Here is a 21,716-nt window from a genome sequence, read left to right as displayed (position 1 = left end):
GGTTCCGGGCCCTTCGCCGTGCGCGCGGCCGGGCGGGGTCAGGGCCGCCGGCCCAGCCGGTTCCGTACGCGCCGGGCCCGGCGGTTGCCCGCGACCGCGTCGAGGAGCCGGCGCCCGGTGCCGGCCGCGTAGGCCGGGCCCTCCAGCCGCAGCAGCTCCCCGTCGACGACGACGGCGTACGCGACCGGGGCGTCCGCCTTCGGGAAGGTGACCGGGTGGCGTCCGTCCGCGAGGCCGAGGCGGTCGGGCAGGCGCAGCCGCACCGCCGTCCCGTCGGCGGAGGGGACCAGCTCGGCGGTCACCGTCAGCGCGGACACCGCGGCCTTGACGCGCACCCGGCCGCCGGACGCCGCCGTCACGTACGGCAGCGGCAGCGACCGTCCGGCACGCGCGTCGTTGGCGGCGGCGGGCCCGGCCGTGTCGGGGCCGAACCGGCGCTGCCGCTGGTCCAGGTCGAGGGCGAGCTGGCCGCCGGCCGTCCAGTACGGCAGCGCGAGCCGCCCCCCGGTCAGCGCCGGGCCCGCAGCCGGGCTGCCCGGGGCGCCGTCACCGGTCACCCGGACCATCCGGTCGACGCCCAGCAGCTGGACGAACGCCCACACGTCGTACACCCCGCGCCCCAGGGGCCCGCCGCCGGACAGCCGCTCCGGGTCGATGCGCAGCCGCCCGGACGCGACCGGCCGGGACCGTCCGTCGCCGGCCGGTTCGAGCCGGACCTCCAGGTCGCCCTCCGGGTACCACCAGTCCTCCCGGTCCCGGTCCTTGACCACGATCTCCGCGTACGCCAGCCGGAACGGATCGCGCACCTCGTACCCGTCCCCGGCACCCGGCACGCCGTCCAGCAGCTCCGGGTCCAGCCACCACCTGCCGTCCCGCTCGACCAGGACCAGCGGCTCGCCGTCCCCGCGCAGCAGGTCCAGCGTGATGTCGGCGGCCAGGCAGCCGTCCTCCCACCGCAGCGGGCCGGCCACGCCGCGCGCCTTCACCGCGCCGACACGCTCGGCGAACGCCCGCGCCCCGTCGAAGTCACCGCTCTCCAGCAGTTCGGCGCGGACCCGCGACACCCCGGGCAGCCCCTCCCGCACGGCCGGCGGGAACTCCTCCAGCGCCACCGCGCGGGCCGCCTCGAAGCGCGGCAGCTGCTCGGCCCGGTCCTCGCGCAGGATCTCGGGCTCCCGGGCCCTGGAGAGGATCTCCACGTGGTACAGGCGGTGCAGCAGCCGGTTCTGCAGCGCGTCGATGTCGTCGGAGGGGGTGGTGCCGTCCTTGATCTGCCGGACGATCGTGCGGCAGTTGGGCCAGAACCCGTGCCGCGGGTTGAACCGGTGCCGGGTGTTGTTGCCGCCGTCGTCCCGCTTCATCCAGTAGTAGCAGGGGTAGTCGGCGAGGACCGAGATACGTTCCGCCTTCAGGTAGGCGGCGGTGACGAAGGCCAGGTCCTCCAGGATCCACGGCCCCTCCGGGAACCGCAGCCCGTGCTCCTCGACGAAGGCCCGCCGGAACATCTTGTGCGGCGACAGGCTCTGCATCAGCTCGTCGTTCTCGATGGTGCAGGCGTCCACCGTGTGCCGGAACAGCCGCCGGGGGCGGACCATCGTGCTGGACATCTTGCCGATCACCACGTCGGCGTCGTTGCGCTTGGCGTGCGCGTACAGCCGCTCCAGCGCCTCGGTCCCGAGCTTGTCGTCGTGGTCGACGAACTGCACGTACTCGCCCTTGGCGTGCCGCATGCCGAAGTTGCGCGGCGCGCCCGGCCAGCCCGAGTTGGGCCGGGTGTGCACCTGGACGTTCGGGTGTCCTGCCGCGATCTTCTCCAGCCGGGCCGGCGTGTCGTCCGTCGACCCGTCGTCGACGTAGATCACCTCGTACTCGTCGGCCGGCAGGCTCTGTCCGAGCAGCGACGGCGCGCACTCGTCGACGTACTGGCCGGTGTTGTAGACGGGAACGATGACGCTGACCTTGAGTCCTGGCATCCTCCGGACCTTACCCGCACCGTGTCCGGGCCCGGACACGGTGGTTCCCGGGCCCGCCGGCGCGCGTCGTGCGGGCGGCTACCGCGCCACGAACTGGGTGAGGATCGCCTGGACCTCGTAGATGTCGACGCCCTTGGTGAAGGTCTTCTGGAGGGGGGTCGGGGAACCGGATATCCAGATCTTCAGCTCGGCGTCGAGGTCGAAGGTGCCGGCCGTCTCCACCGCGAAGTGGGTGATGCTGCGGTACGGGACGGAGTGGTACTCCACCTTCTTGCCGGTGATGCCCTGCTTGTCGACCATGATCAGGCGGCGGTCGGTGAACAGGATGGTGTCGCGGATCAGCAGGAACGCGGCGTGCACCTGCTCGCCGTGGCCCAGCAGGCGGGCGTAGTCCTGCTGCGCCTGGGCCGGGTCGACGGTGTGCGCGTTGCCGAAGAGTGCCATCGGAGCGAGTCCCCCATGTGAGTGACGACGGCCGGATCTCGGCCGTCTTCACATGATCTTCGCAAAAGGCGGGGCCCGGGAGAAGATCTTGTCCTCTCCCGGGCCCCGGCTGTAGCGAGCGTGTTACGCGGCCGGCTCCCCTCCGATACGTGGGGAGAGGGGCGCGCCCGGCGTGGACCGCATCGTCATGCTCCTCGCCGACGAACCCGGCGTCGGCGGACCAACGCCTTCCCGCTCAACGGCGACGCCCAGGATCCGATGACGAGGGAAAGACGGGGAAAAAATCTCCGCACGCGGCAACCCTTCGCCGGACGGCGGCCACTGACAGGACGTAACCCCGCTCCTCCCCCGTAAGGAAGCCTCGTGGCTGCTCGTTCCCACCGCCGGTCCCTCCGTTCCCGTCGTGCCGCCGTCGTCTGCGCGGCCGTCGTGGCCGCGGGCGCCGGCGCCGGTGTCTTCGTGATGAACGCCAACGCCGGGACCGTCGACCTGTACCACCAGACGCTCGCCGCGAAGGACGGCTGGGCGTCCTCCGGTACGGGCACCACCGGCGGCACGAAGGCCGACGCCGCCCACACCTTCACCGTCTCCACCCGCGCGCAGCTCGTGAAGGCACTGGGCTCGGTGTCCGACACCACGCCCCGCATCATCAAGGTCAACGGCATGATCGACGCCAACACCGACGACAGCGGCAGGAAGCTGACCTGCGCCGACTACGCCTCCGGCACCGGCTACTCGCTGTCGGCCTACCTCAAGGCCTACGACCCGGCCACCTACGGCCGCTCCAAGCTGCCCTCCGGCACCCAGGAGAAAGCGCGCGCCGCCGCCCAGGCCAAGCAGGGCAAGAACATCGTCCTCAAGGTCCCCGCCAACACGACGATCGTGGGCGTGCCCGGCACGAACGCGGGCCTCACCGGGGCCATGCTCCAGATCCAGAACGTGGACAACGTCATCGTCCGCAACCTGACCTTCGCCGCCACCGAGGACTGCTTCCCGCAGTGGGACCCGACCGACGGCGACGACGGCAACTGGAACTCCAACTACGACTCGGTGTCCCTGCGCGGTGCGACCCACGTGTGGGCGGACCACAACACGTTCACCGACGCGCCGCACTTCGACAGCGCCAATCCGAAGTACTTCGGCCGCGAGTACCAGATCCACGACGGCGCCCTCGACATCACCAAGGGTTCCGACCTGGTGACCGTCTCGCGCAACCAGTTCACCAACCACGACAAGACGATGCTGATCGGCGGCAGCGACACCGACAGCGTCGGCAAGCTGCGCGTCTCCCTCCACCACAACGTGTGGAAGGGCATCATGCAGCGCGCCCCGTTGGCCCGCATCGGCCAGATCCACATCTACAACAACTACTACGACGTCACGCCCCTCAACGGGTACGCGCCGCAGTACAGCATCAACTCCCGCGCCAAGGCCCAGGTCGTCGCGGAGAACAACTACTGGAAGCTGCCGTCCGGCGCGAAGGCCGCCAAGCTCCTCAGCGGTGACGGCACCGGCTCGGTCAAGGGCTCCGGCAACCTCGTCAACGGCACGGTGACCGACCTCGTCGCCGCCTACAACGCCGCTTCGTCCAAGGACCTGAAGACCACGGTCAACTGGACCCCGGCCCTCACGGCGGGCCTGGAGGCCTCGGCGGGCGACCTGCCGACGTCGCTGGCGACGACGACGGGGGCGGGCGTGCTCAATTGACATCCTCGCCGCCCTGAAGGAGGGCGATTCCCGCCTACCGCGCCGTTGAGGGCTGCGGTGTCGGGTGGATTCCTGCTTCGCCGCGCGGTGCCGGGACGAGTCCCGGTCTTACCTGCGCTCCACAGGCTGTCACGGCCAGTCCGGCCGCCTTGGCGACGTTGACCGCCGCGTTGATGTCCCGGTCCAGGACCGCCCCGCATGCCCCGCAGGTCCACACACGGACGTGCAGGGGCTTGGGGCCGTCCTTCACGCCGCACTGCGAGCACACCTGAGACGTGGGCTCGAAGCGGCCGATCCGGATGAAGGTGCGCCCGTACCGGGCGGCCTTGTACTCCAGCATGCTCACGAACGCCGACCATCCGGCGTCGTGCACGGACTTGGCCAGGCGCGTACGCGCGAGTCCCTTGACCGACAGGTCCTCCACGGCGACCGCTTGGTTCTCGCGGATCAGCTTCGTGGAGAGCTTGTGGTGGAACTCGCGGCGCGCGTCCGCGACACGGGCGTGTGCCCGTGCGACGCGGACCCTGGCCTTGTCCCTGTTCCTGCTGCCCTTCTCCTTGCGCGAGAGGGCGCGCTGCGCCTTCTTCAGACGCTTCTCGGCCCGGCGCAGGAACCGCGGGCTGTCGATCTTCGTGCCGTCCGAGAGGACCGCGAAGTGCCCGAGGCCGAGGTCGATGCCCAGCTCGGGCGTGGTCTCCGGCAGGATCTCCTCCGGGCCGGTCTCGACGACGAAGCTCGCGAAGTACCGGCCCGCGCTGTCCTTGACCACGGTCACCGTGGACGGAGTCGAGGGCAGCGTTCGGGACCACTTCACCTTCAGGCCGCCGATCTTCGGCAGGTGCAGCTTTCCGCCGGTCGTGATCGACCAGCGGGCGTTCGCCGTGAAGCGGACGGCCTGCCGGGTGTCCTTCCGCGACTTGTACCGGGGCGCACCCATGCGCGGGCGCTTGCCCTTCAGCCCGTCGAAGAAGTTCTTGTACGCGGTGTCCAGGTCGCGGAGGGACTGCTGGAGAACAACCGCCGAGACCTCGCCGAGCCAGGCCCGTTCCGGGGTGTTCTTCGCCTCGGTGATGAGCTGCTTGGACAGGTTCCCGGTCTTCGGGAACGGCATGCCTTCGCCGCGGGCGGTCTCCCGAGCGCGGAGGGCGTCGTTGTAGACCACCCGCGCACACCCGAACGCCCTCGCTAACGCCATGCGCTGACCGGCGCTCGGGTACAGGCGGAAGCTGTACCGAAGCTGCACGCGGATCATGATACGCAATTGGTTTATGGGTATCGATAAGAACATTCGTACTGGTCGTCACTGCGTTTTCCGCATGCATGTCCACTTGGTTTTTGTTACGAAGTACCGGCACAAGGTCTTCGCCGACCGGCACCTGACGCGGTGCGAGGAGATCATGCGGGCCGTGTGCGAGGACTTCGAGGCCGAGCTGGTCGAGTTCAACGGCGAGAACAACCACGTTCACCTGCTCGTGAACTTCCCACCGAAGGTCGCCGTGTCCAAGCTGGTCAACAGCCTCAAGGGCGTCTCTTCCCGGCGGCTGCGCCAGGAGTTCCCCGACCTCGTCCGCCACTACTGGCGGGCACAACGACTCTGGTCCGGCTCGTACTTCGCCGGTTCCGTCGGCGGCGCACCGCTCAGCATCGTGAAGCAGTACATCGAGCAGCAGAACCGGCCGCTCTGACCTGGGCCGAGGTGAACAGTGCGGATCCATGCACACAGCCGAGGTCAGAGCAGCTCTCAGATTCGCTTCACCACCGGGCTGAACCCCGGTGCACTGCGAATAGTCCCGGTAGCACTCCAGACGCGCGAGGGCCGGGAGACCACGAGCCCCCGGCCCTCGCGCACCCATACCGCGCGGTCCGCCGCGCCACGGACCGTGCGGGGTCCGGGACGTGTTCCCGGGCCCCGCACGGCGTCCGCCGGGCAGTCCGAGGGCGCGCGTCCCCGGCAGCCGTGACTACTCGTCCTCGAAGATCTCCGCGGCCGTCGGGGCCGTGACGGCGCGCCGGTGCCACTGGCGCAGGATCTCGAGGTCGTCGCAGTCGGTGACGCGTTCCCGGACCGCGTCGGGGATGTCGATGCCGCGCACTTCCAGGATGTCCAGGACGTCCTCGGCGGCGCGTCGTACCGCGCCCTGGGCTCGGCCCTCGTCGCGGATTTCCTCGGAGATGAACGACTTGTAGAAGGAGAGGTCCACGGCCACCAGTTTCCTCCACAGGTGTGCGGCCGGGTGCTTGCCCAGGCCTTGTGCGATGAGTTCGATGATCGGGTCGGCGATGCTCTGTGGCGTGTCCCGCAGAACGGTCGTCATTGATTTGAGTATGGCCCCGGCGTCCGGACTCGGCATCGGGGGCGGGTACGCGGTGGCTCGGGAGGTCGTCGCCTCGGGTGTCCGTGACCTCGATGCGGAGGGTCGTCCGGCGGTCCAGGAGGGCGAGGCGGAAGTCGCGTCCGGTGAGCCGGCCGTGGGTGGCCGCGTTGGCGGCGAGTTCGGCGACGAGGTGTTCGGCGGCCTCGGTGGTGCGGTGGGGCAGGTCCCGGCCGCGCATCCAGTCCGTGGCGAGCAGCCGGGCGAGGCGGGCGCCACGGGGTGTGGGTGACAGGAGCACGCTGAAGTGGTCGGCGGTTGAGAGAAGTTGGGTGGACTTTTCGCTGTTCACGTGACCGAGAGTGGCCGGACGTGCTTACCGTTAATAGTGACAGTGCCGATACGTAGGGTGACTGTCTGAGCTTGTCGGCCGCTGTCCGGACCGTCGGAAACGGGCCTACGGGCAAGGGCGTTACGGCACGGCGGCACGACAGAGGGGTGCGGTATGTCGGTGGACGGCGAGGCGGTACGGCTCCGGACCGAGACCGAGGCGGACGAGCCGGGGTGGGAGGTGGACCCGGAGGACGAGTGGGGGGTGGCCGTTCTCGCCACGGTGGGACGGCAGTTGAGGCTGCGGCGGGAGGCGATGGGCATGCGGGTCGCCGACTTCGCGGCGGCGGTCAAGTACGGGGACGACCTCGTCTACAAGGTCGAGGGCGGCAAGCGGATTCCCCGGCAGGAATACCTGGACAGGGCCGACGAGGTGTTGGACGCGGGTGGACTCATCGCGGCGGCCTGGGAGGACGTGAAGAAGGTCCGGTATCCGAAGAGGGTTCGGGAACTGGGGCAGTTGGAGGACAAAGCGGTCGAGATCGCTCTGTACGAGTGCCACATCATTCCTGGGTTGTTGCAGACGCCGGAGCACGCGCGAGCGGTGATCGGGGCAGCGCAGCCTCCGTACTCGCCGGACGATGTGGAACGCATGGTGGCCGCTCGCTTGGCCCGGCAATCGGTCTTCGAGCGCTCGCCCGCGCCGGCGCTCAGCTTCGTCCTGGAAGAGGGGGTCTTGCGGCGCCCCATCGGAGGCACAATGGTGTGGCGTCAGCAGCTTGAACGTCTGCTGGAGGTGGGGCGGTTGCACAATGCCGTGATTCAAGTGATGCCGATGGACTGCGACACCCACTCCGGTCTGGACGGGCGGATCGAGCTGCTGAAGTTTCCGGACGGTACGGCCGTGGGCCGCTCGGACGGCGCCTTCAACGGCCGGACGATCTCCGAACTCAAACACTTGCGCATCCTTGAGCTGCGGTATGGCACCATCCGGGCTCAGGCGCTCTCACCACGGGAGTCGCTGCCCTTCATCGAGCAACTGCTGGGAGAGACATGATCCGCAAGACCACTGCCGGGGACGCCTGCGAGCTGGCGTGGTTCAAGAGCAGCTACAGCGGCGGAAACGACGGCAACTCCTGCGTCGAGCTTGCTCTCACCCCCGGCACCGTGCACGTCCGCGACTCCAAGAACGTCGAGGGCCCCCGTCTGGTGCTCACGCCCGGCGCGTGGGCGGACTTCGTGGCTTACACCTCGGAACGCTGACCCAGTAACGGCACGCGCCCCGCACCTGATCGTTACTGCCGTCATACGTCCTGCGCGGTCGGCTTCTCTTCGAGACGTGGGAAGAGGACCGCGCCCTTGGTGACCGTCGAGCCGGCCTCCCGGAGCTTCTGGTCCGGGAGGCCGGCTCGCTCGTTACTGGTCCGAACCGCCGAAGCGCTCCTTGTAGGTCTCCAGGTCTTCCTCAGTGATCTTCGCGAAGAGAACCGGGGGGACCGTGAAGGGCGTACCGGCCGGGACGGTGGTGAGGGCACGGGCCTCGTCCGGGGTCACCCAGGTCGCGGTGTCGTCCTTCAGGGCGAAGGCCGATCGCATCGTCGCGGCGGAGGCCGGGATGAAGGGCTCGGAGACCACCGCGTAGAGGTGGATGAGGTTCATCGCCGTGCGGAGCGTGAGGGCCGCGCCCTCCTTGTTCGTCTTGATCTCAAGCCAGGGCGCCTTCTCCTCCAGATAGGAGTTGCCGGCCGACCACAGGGCGCGCAGCGCCGCCGCCGCCTTGCGGAACTGGATGGCTTCCATGTGCTCCTCGTACTCGGCGAGGAGACGGGCGATCTCCGCTCCGAGCCTCGACTCCGCCTCACCGGGCGCGGCGCCCGCCGGGACCTCGTCGCCGAAGCGCTTGCGGGAGAAAGACAGGACACGGTTGACGAAGTTGCCGAGCGTGTCCGCCAGGTCCTTGTTCACGGTGGCCGTGAAGTGCTCCCACGTGAAGGACGAGTCGTCCGACTCGGGGGCGTTGGCCATCATGAAGTAGCGCCAGTAGTCGGCGGGCAGGATCTCCAGCGCGTCGTGCGTGAAGACGCCGCGCCGCTGCGAGGTGGAGAACTTCCCGCCGTAGTAGTTCAGCCAGTTGAAGGCCTTGATGACGTCGACCTTCTTCCACGGCGAGCGGGTGCCCAGCTGAGTCGCCGGGAACATCACGCTGTGGAAGGGGACGTTGTCCTTGCCCATGAACTGGGTGTAGTGGACGTCGGCGTCCGACTCCCACCACCAGGAACGCCAGTCGCGGTGCTCCGGGTCCTGGTCCGCCCACTCCTTCGTGGCGCCGATGTACTCGATCGGGGCGTCGAACCAGACGTAGAAGACCTTGCCCTCGGCGGCCAGGTCCGGCCAGGTGTCCGCCGGGACCGGCACGCCCCAGTCCAGGTCACGGGTGATCGCCCGGTCGTGCAGCCCTTCCGTGAGCCACTTGCGCGCGATGGAGGAGGCGAGGACGGGCCAGCTGTCGGCCCGCTCGTTTACCCAGGCCTCGACCTCGCTGGCGAGGACCGACTGGAGGAGGAAGAGGTGCTTGGTCTCGCGGACCTCGAGGTCGCTGCTGCCGCTGATCGCCGAGCGGGCGTCGATCAGGTCCGTCGGGTCCAGGACACGGGTGCAGTTCTCGCACTGGTCGCCGCGGGCCTTGTCGTAGCCGCAGTGCGGGCAGGTGCCGATGATGTAGCGGTCGGGCAGGAAACGGGCGTCGGCGTTCGAGTACACCTGGCGGATCGACCGCTCCTCGATGAACCCGTTCGCCTTCAGCTCCCGCGCGATCTCCTGCGTGATCTCGTGGTTCTGCGGCGAGGAACTGCGCCCGAAGTAGTCGAAGGCCAGGCTGAAGCCGTCGTAGACCGCCTTCTGGGCTTCGTGTGCCTGGGTGCAGAACTTGTCGACCGGGATGCCCTGCTCCTTGGCGGCCAGCTCGGCGGGGGTGCCGTGCTCGTCGGTCGCGCAGATGTAGAGGACCTCGTGACCGCGCTGACGGAGATAGCGGGAGTGGACGTCCGCCGGGAGCATCGACCCCACCATGTTGCCCAGGTGCTTGATCCCGTTGATGTACGGAAGGGCGCTGGTGATGAGATGTCGAGCCATCGCGGCTGCTCCCAGGTCGGTACGTGGTGACGATCGGCGGTTGTCGGGTCGTCTACGAACCTTGAAATCCTAGCCGAAACGGGAGGGCCGCCCGCTTCCCGTTTTACGTGCCGGGAAGGGGCGGCCCTGAGCGACGGCCCGGCCTTACGGGCGCCAGGACGCCAGTACGCCCTCGTAGAGCTCCTTGTCGGTGAGCTCGAGGGGGGTGGGGCCCGCGTGGAAGAAGGCGGTGTTCTCCGTCTTCAGCTTGCGGAGGTAGTCGAAGGCCTTGTTGTCGTGCTCACCGAAGGCGACGAAGGAGAAGAACACGGAGGGGTGGTTCTTCGCCGCGTCGGTGAGGGCCTGGGTGGCGGGGGTCTTGGCGTCGGGCGCGCCGTCCGTCTGGAAGACGACCAGGGCGGGGGTGCCGGCCGGTTCGTTCGCGTGCTGCGCGAGGACGGCCTCGACGGCCGCGTGGTAGCTGGTACGGCCCATGCGGCCGAGGCCGGCGTGCAGCTCGTCGATCTTGTTCTCGTGGTCGGTGAGGGTCAGCTCGCCGGTGCCGTCCAGTTCGGTGGAGAAGAACGTGACGTGGAGGGTGGCCTCGGTGTCGAGGTGGGCGGCGAGGGCGAGGGTCTGCTCGGCGAGGGCCTGGGCGGAGCCGTCCTTGTAGTACGGGCGCATGCTCGCGGAGCGGTCGAGGACGAGGTAGACCTTGGCGCGGGTGCCGGTGAGGTCGTGGTGCGCGAGAGCTGCGGCGGCTGCCTTGTGGGCGGTGAGGAGGGTGGTGGGGACAGGGGGCTGTTCGGTCTCGGTCTCGGTCTCGGCCTCGACCTTGGCCTCGGCGGCGGGCTTCTCTTCTGCCGTGGGCTCCGGCTGGGCCGTGGCCTCCGGCTCGGGGTCGGTTTCGGGCTCCGCCTCGACCTCGGGCTCCGGTTCCGGCTCCGGCTCGGGGGCGGCCTCGGCTTCGCCTTCGGCCGGGGATTCGTTCCCACCCGCACCGCCCGTGCTGCTCTCGTCGTCGGATGCGGGTGGCCCCTGTGGGGCGTCCTCGCCGTCGGCGGCCGCGGGCTCGGTGACAGCCTCGGGCTCGGGGTCGGCTGTGGCCTCCGGCTGGGGGTCGGTTTCGGGCTCCGCCTCGACCTCGGGCTCCGGTCCCGGCTCGGCTTCGGCCTTGGCCTCCGGTTCGGCTTCCGGCTGGGCTTCCGGCTGGGGGGCGGCCTCGGCTTCGCCTTCGGCCGGGGATTCGTTCCCACCCGCACCGCCCGTGCTGCTTTCGTCGTCGGATGCGGGTGGCCCCTGTGGGGCGTCCTCGCCGTCGGCGGCCGCGGGCTCGGTGGCAGCCTCGGGCTTCTCTTCCACCGTGGCCTCGGCCTCAGGCTCTGCCTTGGCTGCCGGTTCCGGCGCGGGCGCGGGCGCGGCTTCCGGCTCGGCCTTGGCCGCCGGCTTCGGCTCGGGTTCCCGGGCGGGGGCCGGGGGGTCGTCCGTGCGGGTGGGCTTGGGGACCGTGATGTTGTCGAAGGCCGCGGAGACCAGGTCGTGTTCCTCACGGGGTTCCGGGACGGAGGCCGTGCGGGGCTCGGGGGACGGGGACGGGATCTTCGGGGCCGCGGCGGGCTCCGGGGCCGGCTCCGTCGGGGCGGGCGATGACGGGGACGTGCTCGCCGTCCCGGCGGCGTCCACCGCACCCTCCGCTTCGGCGGACCTCGCTTTGCGTGACCGGCCGAACGCGTTCCGCAGGAGAGTGAGAATGCCCATGTGCGCAACCCTTCGCGTGAGTTGATGCCCGTCAATCCCTGGCCAGGACGGACACGTAAGGTTAACGGCCCGCAAGGGCGATCTTGGGCAGGGTTGGGTTTGCGGAATCGTATATGTCAAGGGTGCGATTCGGCCCGGCGCAACTTCCCAGATGCTGCCGCGCATTCACCCACCGTTCACCCGGCCGCCCGGCTACCGCACATATGTACTCCTACGGTCACGCTGACACCACGGGTACCCAAGGAGAGAAAACGTGCGAAAGCTGCTGCCGTTGATCGGAACGCCGTCCGGTTCCCACCCCGGCGGCCGGTCCGCCATGACCTGTCGTTTCCGGTGTGGTGACGCCTGCTTCCACGAGGTGCCCAACACCAGCTCCAACGAGTACGTCGGCGACGTCATCGCCGGCGCCCTGAGCCGCCGCTCCATGATGCGCGCCGCCGCCGTCGTGACCGTCGCCGCGGCCGGTGCCGGGGCGGTCGGTCTTGCCGCCGCGCCCGAGGCGCAGGCCGCGCCCGCCGTCAAGGGCCATGGCCACGGGCACCACCACGACAAGCCCAAGGGCGCCCGCGGTCTGCGGTTCACGCCCGTCGCGCCGAACACGAACGACGTCGTGACCGTGCCCGAGGGCTACCGGCAGAACGTCGTCATCCGCTGGGGCGAGCCCATCCTGCGCGGCGCCCCCGCCTTCGACGGCGACAGGCAGAGCGCCAAGGCGCAGGCCGGACAGTTCGGCTACAACTGCGACTTCCTCTCCCTGCTGCCCCTGCGCGACGAGCGCGACCGGCAGCTCCTCGTCGCCAACCACGAGTACACCGACGAGATCCTCATGTTCCGGGACTACGACCCGGAGAACCCCACCCGTGAGCAGGTGGAGATCGCCTGGGCCGCCCACGGCCTCGCCGTGGTCGCCGTCGAGGAGGACCGGCGCAGCGGCAAGCTGACCGCCGTCAACCGGCACCGGCTCAACCGGCGGCTCACCGCCACCTCCGAGTTCCGGCTCACCGGCCCCGTCGCCGGGTCCGACCTGGTGAAGACCTCCGCCGACCCGCGCGGCACCAAGGTGCTCGGCACCCTCAACAACTGCTCCGGCGGCACCACCCCGTGGGGCACCACCCTGCACGGCGAGGAGAACTTCAACCAGTACTTCGCCAACGGCAGCAGCGCCACCGACAAGCGGTACGGCATCGGCACCGGCGCCACCGAGCGCAAGTGGGAGCGGTTCGACAAGCGGTTCGACCTCGCCCAGGAGCCCAACGAGGTGCACCGCTTCGGCTACGTCGTCGAGCTCGACCCGTACGACCCCGACTCCACCCCGCGCAAGCACACCGCGCTCGGCCGCTTCAAGCACGAGGCCGCGACCGTGCGGCTGACGCACGACGGGCGTCCGGTCGTCTACACCGGCGACGACGAGCGGTTCGACTACTTCTACAAGTTCGTCGGCAGCAAGAAGATGCGGCACGGCAACAGCCGCTCCGCCCGCGAGCACAACCTCTCCCTGCTCGACGAGGGCACGCTGTACGTCGCCAAGCTCACCGGCGACTCCCCCGCCATCGAGATCGACGGCACCGGCAAGCTGCCGAAGGACGGCGAGTTCGACGGCAGCGGCCGGTGGATCCCGCTGGCCACCGCCACCGCCGACGGTGCCGTCTCGCACGTCGAGGGCATGACCGCCGAGGAGGTCTTCGTCTTCACGCGCCTCGCCGGCGACAAGGTGGGCGCCACCAAGATGGACCGGCCCGAGGACATCGAGCCCAACCCGGTCACCGGCAAGGTGTACGTCGCCCTCACCAACAACTCCAACCGCGGTGTCGGCTCCAACGCCAAGGCGGACGAGGCCAACCCGCGCAACGCCAACAAGCACGGCCACGTGCTCGAACTGACCGAGCGCTGGAACCGGCCGGAGAGCCTGACGTTCGCCTGGTCGCTGTTCCTGGTCGCGGGCGACCCGGAGGACCCGGCGACGTACTTCGCCGGGTTCCCGAAGGACTCCGTCAGCCCGATCTCCTGCCCGGACAACGTCGCCTTCGACGACCACGGCAACCTGTGGATCTCCACCGACGGCAGCGCCCTCGGCTCCCACGACGGCCTCTTCGGCGTCGCCACGCGCGGCGACCGGCGCGGTGAGCTGAAGCAGTTCCTCACCGTGCCCAACGGCGCCGAGACCTGCGGCCCGGTCATCCAGGACCGGCGGGTGCTGGTCGCCGTACAGCACCCGGGCGAGGTGGACGGGGCGACCGTGGACCAGCCGGCCAGCGCCTGGCCCGACGGGCCCGGCACGTACGTCCGCCCGGCCGTCGTCGCCGTGTGGCGCGCGGACGGCCGCGACATCGGCGTCTGACGCACCCCTTCGGGGGTGGCTGGATCAGGGGCCCGGGACCAGGTCCTGATCCAGCCACTCCCGGTACGCCGGTGCCTGCCGCGCCACCTCCCGGTACGCCTCGGCCAGATCGGGATAGACGCCCTCCAGCTCCGTCTCCGTACGCGCCGCCAGCAGCAGCCGTACGCCCAGCGGGTCGCCGTGCAGCCGGCGGACCGCCGTCTCGGGGCGGGAGAGCGAGGTCGGCTGGCACACGGTGACGACCTCGCCGAGGGCGACCAGGGACGCGGCCGTGTGATAGTCCCCGTGCAGCACGCGCGGGCTGATCCCGGCGGCGTGCAGGACCCGCCGTACGGCGTCCCACTCGCCGTCGACCGCCGGGTCGATCATCCAGCGGTCGCCGGCCAGGTCGGACAGGTGGACCACCGGGTGCGCGGCGGCCGGATGGTCGGCCGGGAGCGACACGCACTGAGGTTCGCGCTCGACGAGGACCCGGATGCGCAGGCCCTCGGGGACGCGCAGGGGCGAGCCCTCGACCTCGTGCACGAACGCCACGTCGAGCTGCCCCTCGGCGACCATGCGCAGCAGGGCGTTGGCGGAGACGTCCATGTGCAGGGTGGGCTCCTGCCAGTGCCGGCGCAGCCGTCGCAGCCAGCCGGCCAGGGCCCGGCTGGCGGTGGAGCCGATGCGCAGCTGCCGGCCGCCGACGGCGGCGGCACGGGCCTCGGTGACCAGGGACCGCAGCTCGGTGACGAGCGGGCGGGCGCGGCTGAGCACCAGCCGGCCCAGGGGGGTGGGACGGCATCCGGTACGCGCGCGCACGAACAGGGCACCGCCCAGCTCCTGTTCGATGCGCCGCAACTGCGTGCTCAACGAAGGCTGGGCCACGCCGAGCTGGCGTGCGGCACGGTGCAGACTGCCGGTGTCGGCGATCGCGCACAGCGCCCTGAGGTGCCTGACCTCAAGCTCCATGCCTCGGGAGGGTAAGGCGGAAGTTCAGGTTTCACCAGACATACAAATCCCGTCCGTTCAGGCGGAGTCGGGCGTACGCGGACGGGTGGACGGATGTCCGGGCGGCCGGATGGCCGGGTGGCCGGAGTCGGCTGATAGGGCCGTCCTATCACCGGTTGCCATCATCACAGCCGTCGCACAGACGCACACACTCCTCGGTGACATGTGACTCAACCCCCACCGCAAGGAGTCATCGATGCGTATGCGCATGCGTGTGCCCATGTCCGTGCTCACCGCCGCCGGCCTGAGCCTCACGGCTCTCGGCTTCGGCACGGCCCCGGCGACGGCGGCCTCCGCGCCCCTCGACGCGGGTTCGTCCGCTTCGTACGCCGCCTATGACGGGTCGTCGGAGGAGGCGGCCGCCAACCGGGCCTTCTTCGAGGCCGTGCTGAAGTCGGCGGCCGAGAAGCGGGCCGCGAACCCGTCGAGCGCGGCGGCCGTCACCGTCGTCTACAACGCCTCCCGGGCGCCGTCGTTCGCCTCGCAGATATCCCGCAGCGCGCAGATCTGGAACAGCTCGGTCTCGAACGTGAGACTCCAGGCCGGTACGTCGGGCGCGGACTTCTCGTACTACGAGGGGAACGACTCGCGCGGCTCGTACGCGTCCACCGACGGGCACGGGCGGGGGTACATCTTCCTCGACTACCGGCAGAACCAGACGTACGACTCGACGCGGGTGACCGCGCACGAGACGGGGCATGTGCTGGGGCTTCCGGACCACTACTCGGGGCCGTGCAGTGAGCTGATGTCCGGGGGTGGGCCGGGGCCGTCCTGCACCAACGCGTACCCCAACTCCGCGGAGCGGTCGCGGGTGAACCAGTTGTGGGCGAACGGGTTCGCAGCGGCGCTGGACAAGGCGGAGAAGGCGTTGCAGAAGTCCTCGCGGTAGTCGGTGACCGGTAACCGGTAGCGCTGCGCTCGAGCGGGAGGTACCCCCATCGCCCACCCGTGCCGCCCTGGGGGTACCTCCCAGGCCCTTAAGGCACTGGGGGAGGCACGACTGCCCGCGGCTGACGCGGCATGCGACTTCCCGCGGTTACGCGGTGGCTACGCGTGCAGTGTGAGGTCGACCACCAGGGCTCGGTGGTCGGTGTTCGGGAGGGTGAGGAAGCGGGCTCGGGTCGCGGCGAAGTCCTGTGAGACCAGGACGTGGTCGATCTGGGTGCCGAAGGCCGGGGTCGTGCGGGAGGGCCAGGTCGGGGTCCGGTCGGCGCCGGCCAGGCGGGCCGCGTCGCGCAGGCCGGTGTCGAGGATGCGGCGGAAGGCCGCGTGGTCCTGGGAGGCGTTGAAGTCCCCGGCGAGCACGGTCGGGGTCTCCCGGCCGGCGGCGGCCGCGTCCCGCAGCCGGCCGAGCTCCCGCTGCCACAGGTCCACCTGGCCGGGCAGCGGCGGCATGGGGTGCGCGAGCTGGAGCCGTACGGGGTGCCCGTCGACGTCGGCGACGGCGCCGGGCATGCCCATGGTGCCGGGGACCCCGTCGGTGGCGCGCAGCGGGAAACGGCTGAGGACGACCGAGCCCTCGGAGCCGCCGCCCTCCACCGCCTCCCGGTGCGGATAGGCGTCGGCCAGCTCCCGCTTCAGCGCCGCGTCGCAGGTGTACTCGCACTCCTGGACGAACACGACGTCCGGTTCCTCGCGGCGTACGGCGTCGATCAGCGCGCCGGTGGCCTGCCCGAACTCCACGTTCGAGGTCAGCACCCGCAGCTCGGCGACGGGCGGCCCGGCGGGGTCGCCGGTCTTCCCGTACGGCTCGATGAACCAGGCCAGCAGCCCCAGCAGGGCCACGCCCCACACCGCGCCGGTCCACCACCGGGCGACCAGGGTGAACAGCAGCCCGGCGGCCGTGGGCACCAGCAGCCAGGGCAGGAAGGCGAGGAGCTGGGGCACGGGGGTGACGCCGTCGGTGCCGGCGGTCCGGCAGCCGACGACCACGCTCACCCCGGTGAACAGCAGCCCCGCGCACCAGGCGCCGAACCGCCGCCGTCCCCCCGTCCGCCCCGCCCCGTCCCCGGTGACCGTCGGGTCGGCAGTCGCAGTGTCCAACGTTCCGGCCTTCCGCTCGCGGGTGCGATGCCCGGATTCTCCCTCATGGACGAGGGGGCGTGGCGAGCGGTCGTGAGGGGAGGGGCCTCCTTCGGGCAGGAACGCGGGGGTCTACTTCAGACGGTGGCCCGTCGCGTCCTCGTGGGTGTAGAAGCGGTAGAACATCGTCAGGAACACTCCCGCCGCGACCACCAGGCCCAGGATCGTGGAGCGCAGGACACCGGGGCTGGGAGCCTGGATGACCAGGAAGCCGAGCGCACTGCCGATGAGGGCGGCCCAGAGCACCGCGTGCAGTTCGCGCCGCATCCTCGGGGCCAGGGCGAGGAGCGCCATGAACAGCAGGGAGAACACGACGCCGGCGAAGAAGCCGTACAGGAAGTTCTCCACGGTGATCGGCCCGCCGTAGCGCCGGTTGGCCGCCACCCAGTAGCCGTACACGACGCCGAGCAGGACGGGGACGACGACCTTCGCCACCCGGTGGGTGCGTGGGCCGAAGACGTCGGTCGTGCCGGCCGGCTCGATCATTCCCCGGGGCCGGGGTGCCGTGTGCGCCATGAGAGCACTCCTCTCTCCTCGCCCCCCGTCCCACCAATGCACACCTCCCCGGGCCCGTCGGCAAGTGGAGAGCGGGGACCGGATGCGGGCCGCACGGCGGCGTGTTTCGCTGGGGCCGTGAGTCAGGCCGGCGGGGGACAGGGCCCGCGTGACGTCGTGCACCGGCACGAGATGCTGCGGCTGAGGGGCCGCAGCGTCGCCTGGGTGCCGCCGTTGCTGCTGCTCGTCGCCATCGCGTTCCTCGACTACAACACCGGCGGGGAGTTCCGGACCGTCTCCTGGATCGTGCTGGTGCCGGGCATCGCCGCCGCGCTCTGCGGGGTGTGGGGAACGGCCCTGTTCGCGGTGCTCGCGATGGTCACGTACACCCTCGTGGACAACGCCTGGCCGCACCAGTTCCGGGCGGGGCTGCCCGACTTCATCCTCGTCGCCGCCGGCGGCGTCCTCGCCACGCTGGCCTGCGTGGTGCGGGTGCGCGGGGAGCGCCGCGCGCTGCACCTGCGGGACGTCACCGAGACCGTACGGCGTACCGTGCTGCGCCCCCTGCCGCCCGGCTGGGGCGGTCTGGAGCACGCCGGGGTCTACCTCACCGCGGACGCCCAGGCCCGTGTCGGCGGCGACTTCTACGACATCCAGCCGGGCCCGTACGGCACCCGGGTGCTCGTCGGTGACGTCCAGGGCAAGGGGCTGGGCGCGGTGGAGACGGCGTCGGTGCTGCTCGGGGCGTTCCGTGAGGCCGGTTACCACGAGGCCGACCTGACGGGCGTCGCCGACCGGCTGGAGAGCCGGATGCTGCGGCACCGGGAGTACACCACGACGCTCGGCCGGGGCGACGGCGACCGGTTCGCCACCGCCGTCCTGCTCGGTTTCCCCGCGGACCGGACCGACGTCGTGGACGCCGTCGTCTTCGGGCACGAGCCCCCGCTGGCCGTCGGCCCCGACGGCGTACGGTCCCTGCCGACCCGCGGAGGGCTCCCGATCGGCTGCCGCGACCTCGCCCCCGGCCCGCCGCCGGTGTGCCGGGTGCCGGTCGCCGACGACGAGACGCTGCTGATGGTCACCGACGGCGTGACCGAGGCCCGGGACGGTGCCGGCGACTTCTACCGGCTCGCCGACGACCTGTCCCGGGCGGTGGCGGCGGACCCGCGGGTCGCCGCGCCGGGCCGGCTGGTCGCCGTCGTACGGGACGGGACGCTGCGGCACAGCGGGGGAAGCCTGGCCGACGACACCACGGCCTTCGCGGTACGGCGGCTCCGCGCCCCCCGCCCGCTCCGCGCGCCGGGGGGCGAAGGCCCCGAAGGGGGACGTTCACCCTCCTGACACCACCTGCCGCAGCCGCAGCGGTTACGGTGCTGACGTAGCTGATCGACAGGGGGAGGGGACCATGCCCGGAACCGTGCTGCTGCTGGCGGCCTCGCCGCTGGGCCGTGGGCGGCTGGTGGACGCGGCGTCCGTGCTCCCGGTCCTCGCGGCGGTGCCGCCCGCCGTGCTGTCCGGCGCGGAGACCGCGAACGTCGTCGAACTCGCCGACCCGCTGGAGCCGCAGGCCGTACTGACCCGGCTGCGTGCCGCCGCCGCGGCGCCCGGACCGCTGACCGTGTACGTCACCGGCCAGCTCCAGCTCGACCGCCGCCAGCGGCTGCCGCACCTCGCGCTGGCCCGGACGACCGCGCCCACCGTGCGGTACACCGGGCTGCCGTGGCACTGGTTCCGGGAGGAGCTGCGGCTGCGTCCGGCGGGCGCGACGACGCTCTTCCTCGATCTGCACGCCGACCCGGAGACCTGGCAGGCGCTGGGCGCGCCGCGCCCGCCGGGCCCGTCCCCGCTCGACTGCGGCCCCGGCAGTGCCGTCTACGGCCGGGTCGCGCCCCCGCCGCCGTTCCGCCGCGGGGTCGCGGCACCGGCGTACATGAAGGCGGTCGCGACGGTCCTGCGCAGCGGATGGCGTCCGCCGGACGAGGAGCTGCACCAGCAGGCGCTGACGCGGATCGCGCCGGAGAGCACGGGCACGGAGCTGCTGCTGGCCCGGTCCGGCCCGGCGCCGGGTGATCCGCACGCGGCCGTCACCGCCGCCGTGCGCTCCGGCCGGCACGCGGACGCCGACGCGCTCGCCGCGCGGCTGGAGCAGGCGGCCGGTCTGGCGCACGGGCCCGCCTCCGAGGAGGCGCTGCACTGGACGGAGGTCCGGGCGGACCTGGCGATGCTGGCCGGGGACGCGGCGCGCAGCTGCCGTGCCTGGCTGGCCGTCGCGAGCGCCCGGCTGACCGCCGGGCAGCCGGCGGACGCGCCCGCCGTCGAGACGGCCGTGGACCGGGCGCACCACCAGTGGGGCCGGATCGGCGACCCGTCCAGGGCCCGCGAACTCGGGGCGGTCCTCGCGGAACTGCGCGGCCGGGTGCCGGGGCGGCGCGAGGGGGCCCTGGATCATGTGCGGCGTCAGCTGCGGCAGTTGCAGACGCAGGGCTGAGCGCCGGCCGGTCCGGAACGCGGCGCCCCGGCCGGGGCGGGCGTCCCTACCGGGCCGTCTCCGCCTCCGCCACCGGTGTCGTGGTCCGGTGGTCAGGACCGGGACCGGTGGCCTTGGCCGGGCCCGCGTTGGCCGCCAGGACCAGTGCCGCGATCGCGGCGACGGCCGCGGCGAGGCCACGGGCGTAACGCTCGGTGGTACGTGTGGGGTCCAGCACGGCGACCTCCCAACAGCGACGGGTTAAGCGCGTTTAATTCACGGTTTAACCTAGGGGCTGTCGGACGCGAACGGCAAGGGGCACTGGGGGAGTTGGGGTGGGAGAACGGGACGAGCCGGCGACCATCGGGCGACGGGTGCAGCAGTTGCGGGTGGCGCGCGGGCTGACCCAGAGGCAGCTGGCGGAGCCGGTGTACACGCCCGCGTACGTCTCCACGCTGGAGGCGGGCCGGGTGCGCCCCTCCGACGACGCGTTACGGCATCTCGCCGACCGTCTCGGCGTCGCGTTCGACGAACTGGCCACCGGACGCTCCGCCCGGCTCGTGACCGAACTGCACCTGCGGCTGACCGAGGCGCGGCACACGCTCGCCGTCGGCGAGACGGAGGCCGCGGTGGAGCAGTACGCCGGGCTGCTCGCCGAGGCGGAGGCGCAGGACCTGGCCGAGGAACAGGCCGCCGCGCTGCTCGGACTCGGGGAGTGCGCCCTGGAGACCGGCGAACTGACCGAGGGACGCGACTACTTCGAGCGGGCCGAGGCCCGGCTCGCCGAGGCGCCGCTGCCCGCCCGGGTGCCGGCGCTGCGCGGACGGGCCGTCGCCCACTACCTGGCGGGCGAACTGCGGTACGCGGTCTACCTCCTCGAGTCCACGATCGACGAGCTGAACCGGGGCGGCCTGCACGACCCGGACGCGCTGCTGCTGCTCTACGCCAGCGCGATCGGCCCGTACATGGACATGGGCGCGCACGCGCGGGCCGCGCAGGCGGCGGAGTTCGCGCTGGCGCTCGCCCCGCAGTCCGGCGACCCGGCGCTGGTGGCGCGCATGCACCGGTCGGTGGCCCGCACCCTGCTCGCCGAGGGCCGGCTCGCCGAGGCGGACGCCTCGCTGGCCAAGGCGGCGGAGCTGTACCGCGGGCTGCAGCTCCGCACCGAGCTGGCCAACTGCCACTGGATGCGCGGCTACGTGTACGCGCAGAACGGCGAACTGGAGCGCGCCGAGGAGGAGATGCGCGAGGCGCTGGCGATGCTGTCGGCCAAGCGGGCGTCCCTCTACAGCAGCCAGGTGACCGTCGAACTGGCCGACGTCCTGCACCGGCGCGGCAGCTCCGAGGAGGCGGCGGCCCTGCTGGAGGACGTGCTCGGCGGGCTCTCCCCCGAGCGGGGCGCGGTGCACGCGGCGGCGGCGCACCGGCTGCTCGGCATCATCGCCGAGGACGCCCGCGACGCCGAGCGGGCCGAGGAGCACTACGTGCGCGCGATGAGCCTGCTGGAACGCGCGGGCGCCGCCGGCGACCTGGCCGACCTGTGCCGCCTCCTCGGCGACCTGCTGCGCCGCACCGGCCGCGTCGAGGCCGCCCTGGACGCCTACCGCACCGGCCTGGGCCACCGCACGGCCCCCGGCACGACCACCCTGGGCCCGGCGCCCGCCCAGCCCCCGGTCTGACCGTTTCGGGTGCGGCGGGCCGGGTAGTCG

Annotated in this window: 19 protein-coding genes and 1 pseudogene; 9 read left to right on the top strand and 11 right to left on the bottom strand. The window is 71.6% G+C overall.

What is annotated here, in order from left to right; genetic code table 11:
- Positions 1-38 precede the first annotated feature (38 nt).
- Entirely contained in the window at positions 39-1,973 is a 1,935-nt protein-coding gene (locus tag IH50_RS0102960; protein WP_030856874.1) for a glycosyltransferase family 2 protein, read from the bottom strand.
- Between the two features lie 78 nt (positions 1,974-2,051).
- Positions 2,052-2,417: a PH domain-containing protein gene (locus IH50_RS0102955; RefSeq protein WP_030856872.1), complete on the bottom strand. Its 366-nt coding sequence runs from the start codon at positions 2,415-2,417 to the stop codon at positions 2,052-2,054.
- A 363-nt stretch (positions 2,418-2,780) separates the two neighbouring features.
- On the opposite strand from IH50_RS0102955, the gene IH50_RS0102950 reads away from it, so the two are divergent.
- On the top strand, positions 2,781-4,124 hold the full coding sequence (locus tag IH50_RS0102950; protein ID WP_030856869.1) for a pectate lyase family protein: 1,344 nt from the start codon (positions 2,781-2,783) through the stop codon (positions 4,122-4,124).
- Positions 4,125-4,158: 34 nt separating this feature from the next.
- Here IH50_RS0102950 and IH50_RS0102945 read toward each other — a convergent pair whose 3' ends face one another.
- Positions 4,159-5,367 (bottom strand): RNA-guided endonuclease InsQ/TnpB family protein, encoded by a 1,209-nt coding sequence (locus IH50_RS0102945; RefSeq protein WP_078913840.1) that lies wholly within the window; start codon positions 5,365-5,367, stop codon positions 4,159-4,161.
- 25 nt (positions 5,368-5,392) lie between these two features.
- On the opposite strand from IH50_RS0102945, the gene tnpA reads away from it, so the two are divergent.
- Positions 5,393-5,809, top strand: coding sequence for an IS200/IS605 family transposase (tnpA, locus tag IH50_RS0102940; protein ID WP_030856866.1), 417 nt, complete (start codon positions 5,393-5,395; stop codon positions 5,807-5,809).
- Positions 5,810-6,085: 276 nt separating this feature from the next.
- Here tnpA and IH50_RS0102935 read toward each other — a convergent pair whose 3' ends face one another.
- Complete coding sequence (locus IH50_RS0102935; protein ID WP_420708993.1) at positions 6,086-6,439, bottom strand: hypothetical protein; 354 nt, start codon at positions 6,437-6,439, stop codon at positions 6,086-6,088.
- A gap of 61 nt (positions 6,440-6,500) precedes the next feature.
- A pseudogene (locus IH50_RS43480) lies at positions 6,501-6,677 on the bottom strand (ATP-binding protein); the annotation flags it as partial.
- A 264-nt stretch (positions 6,678-6,941) separates the two neighbouring features.
- Between IH50_RS43480 and IH50_RS0102925 the strand changes: the two are divergent.
- Entirely contained in the window at positions 6,942-7,823 is an 882-nt protein-coding gene (locus IH50_RS0102925) for a helix-turn-helix domain-containing protein (RefSeq protein ID WP_030856859.1), read from the top strand.
- On the top strand, positions 7,820-8,029 hold the full coding sequence (locus IH50_RS0102920) for a DUF397 domain-containing protein (RefSeq protein WP_030856857.1): 210 nt from the start codon (positions 7,820-7,822) through the stop codon (positions 8,027-8,029). The genes IH50_RS0102925 and IH50_RS0102920 overlap by 4 nt, the downstream gene beginning before the upstream one ends.
- Before the next feature lie 153 nt (positions 8,030-8,182).
- On the opposite strand, the gene metG is transcribed toward IH50_RS0102920, so the two are convergent.
- Both metG and IH50_RS0102910 read right to left on the bottom strand, forming a co-directional pair.
- A complete protein-coding gene (gene metG, locus IH50_RS0102915; protein WP_030856855.1) occupies positions 8,183-9,898 on the bottom strand; it encodes a methionine--tRNA ligase in 1,716 nt (571 codons plus the stop codon).
- A gap of 144 nt (positions 9,899-10,042) precedes the next feature.
- Entirely contained in the window at positions 10,043-11,635 is a 1,593-nt protein-coding gene (locus tag IH50_RS0102910; protein WP_030856852.1) for a VWA domain-containing protein, read from the bottom strand.
- Between the two features lie 253 nt (positions 11,636-11,888).
- Between IH50_RS0102910 and IH50_RS0102905 the strand changes: the two genes are divergently transcribed.
- Positions 11,889-13,973, top strand: coding sequence for a PhoX family protein (locus IH50_RS0102905; protein WP_030856850.1), 2,085 nt, complete (start codon positions 11,889-11,891; stop codon positions 13,971-13,973).
- Positions 13,974-13,997: 24 nt separating this feature from the next.
- Here the strand turns inward: IH50_RS0102905 and IH50_RS0102900 are convergent, their stop codons facing one another.
- Positions 13,998-14,924: a LysR family transcriptional regulator gene (locus IH50_RS0102900; protein WP_030856848.1), complete on the bottom strand. Its 927-nt coding sequence runs from the start codon at positions 14,922-14,924 to the stop codon at positions 13,998-14,000.
- A gap of 241 nt (positions 14,925-15,165) precedes the next feature.
- Between IH50_RS0102900 and snpA the strand changes: the two genes are divergently transcribed.
- Complete coding sequence (snpA, locus tag IH50_RS0102895) at positions 15,166-15,852, top strand: snapalysin (RefSeq protein ID WP_030856846.1); 687 nt, start codon at positions 15,166-15,168, stop codon at positions 15,850-15,852.
- A gap of 158 nt (positions 15,853-16,010) precedes the next feature.
- Here snpA and IH50_RS0102890 read toward each other — a convergent pair whose 3' ends face one another.
- Positions 16,011-17,006: an endonuclease/exonuclease/phosphatase family protein gene (locus IH50_RS0102890; RefSeq protein WP_030856844.1), complete on the bottom strand. Its 996-nt coding sequence runs from the start codon at positions 17,004-17,006 to the stop codon at positions 16,011-16,013.
- A gap of 111 nt (positions 17,007-17,117) precedes the next feature.
- A complete protein-coding gene (locus tag IH50_RS0102885; RefSeq protein ID WP_030856842.1) occupies positions 17,118-17,561 on the bottom strand; it encodes a hypothetical protein in 444 nt (147 codons plus the stop codon).
- Positions 17,562-17,732: 171 nt separating this feature from the next.
- Here IH50_RS0102885 and IH50_RS0102880 point away from each other — a divergent pair, with 171 nt between their 5' ends.
- Positions 17,733-18,881, top strand: coding sequence for a PP2C family protein-serine/threonine phosphatase (locus tag IH50_RS0102880; RefSeq protein WP_234328076.1), 1,149 nt, complete (start codon positions 17,733-17,735; stop codon positions 18,879-18,881).
- Positions 18,882-18,945: 64 nt separating this feature from the next.
- Entirely contained in the window at positions 18,946-20,028 is a 1,083-nt protein-coding gene (locus tag IH50_RS0102875; protein ID WP_030856838.1) for a hypothetical protein, read from the top strand.
- A 46-nt stretch (positions 20,029-20,074) separates the two neighbouring features.
- On the opposite strand, the gene IH50_RS41920 is transcribed toward IH50_RS0102875, so the two are convergent.
- Positions 20,075-20,245: a hypothetical protein gene (locus IH50_RS41920; RefSeq protein WP_199822032.1), complete on the bottom strand. Its 171-nt coding sequence runs from the start codon at positions 20,243-20,245 to the stop codon at positions 20,075-20,077.
- Positions 20,246-20,342: 97 nt separating this feature from the next.
- Between IH50_RS41920 and IH50_RS0102865 the strand changes: the two genes are divergently transcribed.
- Positions 20,343-21,686 (top strand): helix-turn-helix domain-containing protein, encoded by a 1,344-nt coding sequence (locus IH50_RS0102865; RefSeq protein WP_030856836.1) that lies wholly within the window; start codon positions 20,343-20,345, stop codon positions 21,684-21,686.
- Positions 21,687-21,716: the final 30 nt, after the last annotated feature.

Source organism: Streptomyces sp. NRRL S-37 (genome assembly GCF_000721605.1).
In the GTDB taxonomy this organism is placed as follows: domain Bacteria; phylum Actinomycetota; class Actinomycetes; order Streptomycetales; family Streptomycetaceae; genus Streptomyces.
Note: the sequence above shows the minus strand (reverse complement) of the source record. Positions and strands in the feature narration are given on the sequence as shown.